The sequence below is a fragment of the Pseudomonas sp. NFACC43 genome (genome assembly GCF_900119645.1).
In the GTDB taxonomy this organism is placed as follows: domain Bacteria; phylum Pseudomonadota; class Gammaproteobacteria; order Pseudomonadales; family Pseudomonadaceae; genus Aquipseudomonas.
Map to the genome: position 1 here is coordinate 1 of NZ_FPKK01000036.1, position 4,715 is coordinate 4,715.

2 protein-coding genes are annotated in these 4,715 nt (G+C 63.5%); both read right to left on the minus strand.

Annotated elements, in window-relative coordinates; translation table 11 throughout:
* Positions 1-195: 195 nt before the first annotated feature.
* Entirely contained in the window at positions 196-474 is a 279-nt protein-coding gene (locus BT179_RS26175; RefSeq protein ID WP_072432390.1) for a hypothetical protein, read from the minus strand.
* Between the two features lie 2 nt (positions 475-476).
* Positions 477-4,715: RHS repeat-associated core domain-containing protein (locus BT179_RS26180; protein WP_072449299.1), on the minus strand; the 4,239-nt coding region annotated here is incomplete at its 5' end.

Consider the following 4,715-nt stretch of genomic DNA (forward strand, 5'->3'; position numbering starts at 1 on the left):
GTGATCGCGATATTCGCTGCCACCTCCAGCACGCCGCCGAGGATGTCGGCCATCATCGAGGTATGTTCCAGTGCATCGCCCAAGCGGGCCGCCCAGAGTGCGTCAGGCATATTGAATACTCATGGGACTCGGATGTCTGGCGGATGCGTTTGCATGTACTTCGATGCTTTCCATTGCATACTTTTTCCTATGGGGTCAAGGCATGCTCATCAATGCCATTCTCAGGCGCCTGATCAGCTTCGGGCTCTTGAGGCAATCGGCCGGGCGTTTGTTACCCAAGGCCGGCACCACTTGTTCCATCCACCACAGGCCTTCCTTGAGCCCTCGTTTTCCATAGAGCACCACGGCCATGTCGAGGTTGTCGTCCATGGACTTGGCGAGCGTGCGGGCGTTGTCGTCGAGGTAGTCCTCTTCATACAGACGCGCAAAGGTTTGCCAGTCGGCGTCGCCGACGTATTCGTCTTCCAGTCCCATTTCTAAAAGCCCGCGAAGGAAATCAGATTACTGCCGGTCGGGTTGCGCGCCGACGGCGCCAGGATCCCATCATAACCGTTGGCCTTGGCCCAGGCGCCGATCTGGTGGGTCTGGGTGTATTTGTTGCCGGTGATGCTTTTCAGCGACACGCCCAATTGCTTGCGCACATCGGCGCGGGTCAGGTCCAGGACGTTGTTGAGCTGAACTTTCTTGCTCACCAGGACCCGCGTGGACAGGTCCACGCCCCAGTGATTGACCTCGCCCATGGCGGTCTTGCGCGAGTTGGCGCCGTAGACGCCACCCAGGCCGGGGGCGGTATAACGGTGTCGGGCGGCGACGTTCCATTTATGCACCGTCCAGGTCGTGCTGATCCGCCCAGGCTCTTCAAAGCGATAAACCGTCCGGTTGACCTTGCGACCTTTCGGCGGGGTCGTGCACTTCATCAGCCCCAGGGGGTCGATCCAGCTCACCGGGTTTGGCGCGTATTGGTAGAGGTTCAATCCACCTGCCAGGCCGATGGGGTCCGGGGTGGTGAACCGGCCGATGTCCGGATCGTAAAAGCGCAGGGTGTTGTAATGCAGGCCGGTTTCCCGGTCCAGGTACTGGCCCTGGAACCGCAGGTTCTGTTCTTCGATGAAATACGGCTCGCGCAACTCTTCGGCGGTGTTGCCCCAGACCTGGTAATGGGCACGCCAAAGCGTGTGGCCGTCGGCTTCGGAAAGTTGTTCGGGCAGGCCGTTGAGATCGTTGTGGTAATAACGGACTTTCTGCTGCTCACCGATGCCATCGACCCTGGCCAGGGGCTCGTGGCTGTCGTCGGCATAAATGTAGAGGCTGGTCTGGCCGTTGCGGTGCTCCTGTAACAGTTGCAGCGCATCCCAGGTAAAGCGGGTCCGGCCGAGCACGTTGGCGTGACGGTCGTATTCGGCCTTTTCGATGCGTCGACCCAACGGGTCGTAGGTCATCTTCACGACCGAGCCGTTGTCGTTGTGAACCTCCAGCAAACGCTGCTCTGCGTCGTACTTGAAGCGCTGTACGCCGCGTCGGCTGCTGCGTTTTTCCACCATGCGGCCGAAACCGTCGTAGCGGTAGCGCTTGTCCTGATAGGTCAACAGGCGGTTATGGGTGACATGCCCGGTGCCCATCAGTCCGTCGAGCAGGTTGGCCGATGGATCGTAGGCGAAGCCTTCGCGCTGGCCCTTGAGGTTGTCCTGGCTGGCAAGGATCCGACCGGTGGCATCGTAATGCAGCAGTTGGCGATGAGGGGCTTCGGGCTGGTTGTCGAAGCGCTCCACCAGTTGATCGCTGCTGTCGTAGGCAAACAGCGACTGCGCTATTGGCGGCAGCAACGTCGACTGGCCCTGCTGCCGTCGCTGGCGAGCCCGCAGACGACCGCTGCGGTCGTATTCGCTGCGGGTGCTGAGGCGTCCCTGGGTGCGCAGTACTTCGCGGTGCAGACGGTCGCGTTCGAAGTCGCTGATGACCTGGCCATCAAGGTTGATCTGGTGCAGATGGCCGCTGCCATAGTGCAGGCGGTTCAGCCAGCGGCCATCGGGAAGCTGTGTCTGGGTGAGGTTGCCCAGTTCGTCATAGCGATGCTCGAGGCGTCCGGCCCAGCTCTGTTCGGCAATCAACTGCCCGAGGGCATCGTAGCTGAAGCCGACGCTCTGCTGGTCACCGGTCAGGCTGGTGAAGGTTACGGCAATGACCTGGTCGAGGGCGTCATAGCGATATTCGGTGCGCCCGTCGGCGGTGACCTTGGCAACCAGCCGTCCTACCGCGTCGCGCTCCAGTTCATGGACGATGGGCGCTTGTGGCGAGAGGTCCAGGTTGGTGCTGCCGGGAGCGGCGTGGGCTTGCACGCGAGTGACGTTGTCCAGTGCGTCGTAGGTGTAGTGCTTGAGGCTGCCGTCCAGGCTCTGCTGGGTGCTCAGCCGGTCGCCCGCATCCCAGGCGAACCGATAGCTTTCGCCGTTCTCGTTGGTCAGGGCCAGCAGGCGCCCGTAGTGGTCGTAGCTCAACTCCACCCGCCGGCCATGGGCGTCGGTGCGCAGGTGCAACTGGCCGCTTGGGGTGTGCTGGAAGCACGTGGTGTGCCCGGCGGCGTCGCTGTAGCCGATCAACTGACCGCTGGCATCGCGCTGATAGTGCTCGGATCGCCCGTCGGGCAGTTGCTTGCTCAGCAATCGGCCCAGGTCGTCGTAGCTGAAACGGGTGCGTTCTCCCAGTGCATCGGTGCTGCCGAGCAACAGCCCACGCTCGTCGTAGCTCAGTCGCGTGGTGGAGCCGGAGCAGTCGGTGTGTTCGCTGAGTTGACCCAGCGGCGTCCAGCGCATCGTTTTGCTTTTACCGCTGGCGTCGATGATTTCGACGACCTGACCGTGGTTGTCGTAGCGGTAGCGGGTGACATGGCCCAGTGGGTCGGTTTCACGGATACGGTTGCCACGCGCGTCATAGCGGTACTGCCAGGTGTTGCCCGCGGCATCGGTTTCAGCCAGGGGCAGGGCCCAGTGTTCGAGCCACAGCGTCGACTCGCTGCGCCCGAGCGGGTCGAGGGTCTGGCACAGATTGCCCGTTTCGTCATAGCTGAACCGATGCTGCCCGCCGTTGGGATCGGTGGCCCCCAGCAACTGGCTTTCGTCGTTCCACTGGAAGGTCCAGGTGCGATCCAGTGCATCGGTGGCTTCGGTGATCCGGTAGCGCTCGTCCCAGCGCCGGGTGCTGATGCGGTTCAAGCCGTCGGTGATGCGGGTGATGCCGCCGGCCAGATCATAGGTGAACGTGTAGGTATCGCCAGCGTCGGTCCAATGGCGCACCACGCGCCATTCCCGGTCTTCAAGCAGGGCCCATTCGTAGAAACAGCGCAGGCCGGTGGGCAGTTGGTGCTCCACCATGCGCCGCCCCGAGTCGTAGGCATAACGCCGTTTGACCTGGTTGTTGGAGTGGCGCACTTGCGCCAGATCCCCTTGGGCGTCGTAGCCGTAGTGCATCAGCACTTCGCGGCGCTGGTCGGGGTAGAGGCGTTCGATCCGACTGACGCGTTGTGGACGGCGCTGGTCGTAGACCAGTTCGACCTGTACCTGATCGAAGCTGTCGCGCAGCCGCACCAGGCGCCCGGTTTCGTCGTAGTCGAGATGGATGCGGTTGTCGTTACGGTCGCCCAGTTGATCGAGGCGCAGCTGCGCAGCATGGCCCGGTGTCGGTTCGAACAGGCGATACAGCCCATCCGCGCTTTCGATCAGCAGTTTTCCATCGGAGTGCCGCCGGACCGAGAGCCCTTCACCGGGGCTGAACACGGCGCCGCCCAGGGGGATCGAGCCCATGTCGATGCGGCGGCCCTGTTCGTCGGTGTAGACCAGGGTTTCGCCGCCCTCGGGATGGGGCAGGACCTCCACGCGTATTTCGTAGGCGACGCTCCAACCGGCGCCGAACAAACTGTCGCCCCGTTCGTCGCGGCTGTTATAGAAGCGCTGCCAGTCGATGGGCAGGATCCCGGGCAAGACGAAGTCCAGCTCCTCGACATCGCCCAGCACTTTTGCGCCGGTGGCGGCATGCACCGGGTTCGACGAGCCCATGGCCGCATTGGCCGCCGCGCCCATCGCACTACTGACCGCCATCGACGCCGCCCCGCCAACCAACATGCACGGCAGCTTGCTCAAGAACTTGCCCTTGCCACCCTTGAGCATCAGCAACGCAGTCACCGCCAGGCCCACGCCCGGTGTCTTGCCGCTGCGGATCTCGCGCACCACCACCGAACCGCCGCCGATGGTCACATCCGGAGAGATCAGCCCGGACGACACCACCTTGGCATCGCAGGTGCTGCGGTCGCCGCTGCGCACGGCGGGCTGGCCGTTGATGGTGACCTTGTCCGAGCCTTCGGCCAGGAACTGCGGTGGCATCGGCGGGTGCTTGGTGCAGATGACCAGGTCTTCTGGCTTGGGCACGGCACCGGGAGCAGGCGTGGCGACGGTGGGTCGCCACATCTGCGAGAAGAAGCTCTCGGCCATGTCCAGGTAGCTGGGCTCGGCCTCGGGGGCCTCCAGCTCGGTGCCGGCCGGTGCGACATGGGACTCGATCGCTCCGGCGGCGCGGGCCGCGGGAATGTTGTTGGTGAGCGTGTCGGTGGAGCCGGTGAGGATGTTGGCCTGCACCGTGGGGGGAAAGAGGGCATTGCCGATGCCCTCGCATAAATTGCTCAGGCCCTTGTCGGCTCCGGTCTTGCTCATGGCGATGCCGACGAC

What these genes read in the sequence shown, in the direction of transcription:
- BT179_RS26175 (WP_072432390.1), bottom strand. Translation starts at nt 474, where the DNA reads ATGGGACTGGAAGACGAATACGTCGGCGACGCCGACTGGCAAACCTTT.